The 424-nt window shown below is 69.6% G+C and carries 1 protein-coding gene; it reads right to left on the bottom strand.

Annotation, left to right across the window (positions count from 1 at the left end):
* Positions 1-424 (bottom strand): carbohydrate-binding protein (locus NLI84_RS18515; RefSeq protein WP_255992310.1); only part of this gene is annotated, 424 nt, incomplete at both ends.

Below are 424 nucleotides of genomic sequence, written 5' to 3'. Positions count from 1 at the left end.
GGTCGGGCCCGACGGGTTGGTGAAGTTGTGCCAGTAGCCGATCAGGGCGTGCTTGGGCAGGCCGGTGTTCGGCGTCGGCGTCACCGGGGTCGGTGTGACCGGAGCCGGGGTGGGCGATGGCGTCACCGGGGTCGGTGTGCTGGTCACCGGCGTCGGGGTGGCCGGCTTGGGCGTCGGGGTTGCAGTGACGGGGGTCGGCGTTGCCTGCGGACCACCGCAGTTACCGATGTTCTTCCACACGCCCCACTCGCCCGATTGGGTCGGGTTATCGCCCTGGGTCCACCAACGGGCCTCGTAGTTCACGCCCTGGAAGGTCACGCGCTGACCACCGGTGTAGACGCCGGTACTCGACCAGGTGTTGTAGCAGGCGACCGGCGCGGAGGTCGGGGTGCTCGATACCGGAGTCGGCGTTGCGACGACTGGC

The organism is Chitinolyticbacter albus, assembly GCF_024437655.1.
GTDB lineage: Bacteria > Pseudomonadota > Gammaproteobacteria > Burkholderiales > Chitinibacteraceae > Chitinolyticbacter > Chitinolyticbacter albus.
The sequence above is the reverse complement of the archived record's forward strand: the minus strand, read 5'-3'. Positions and strand labels throughout refer to the sequence as shown.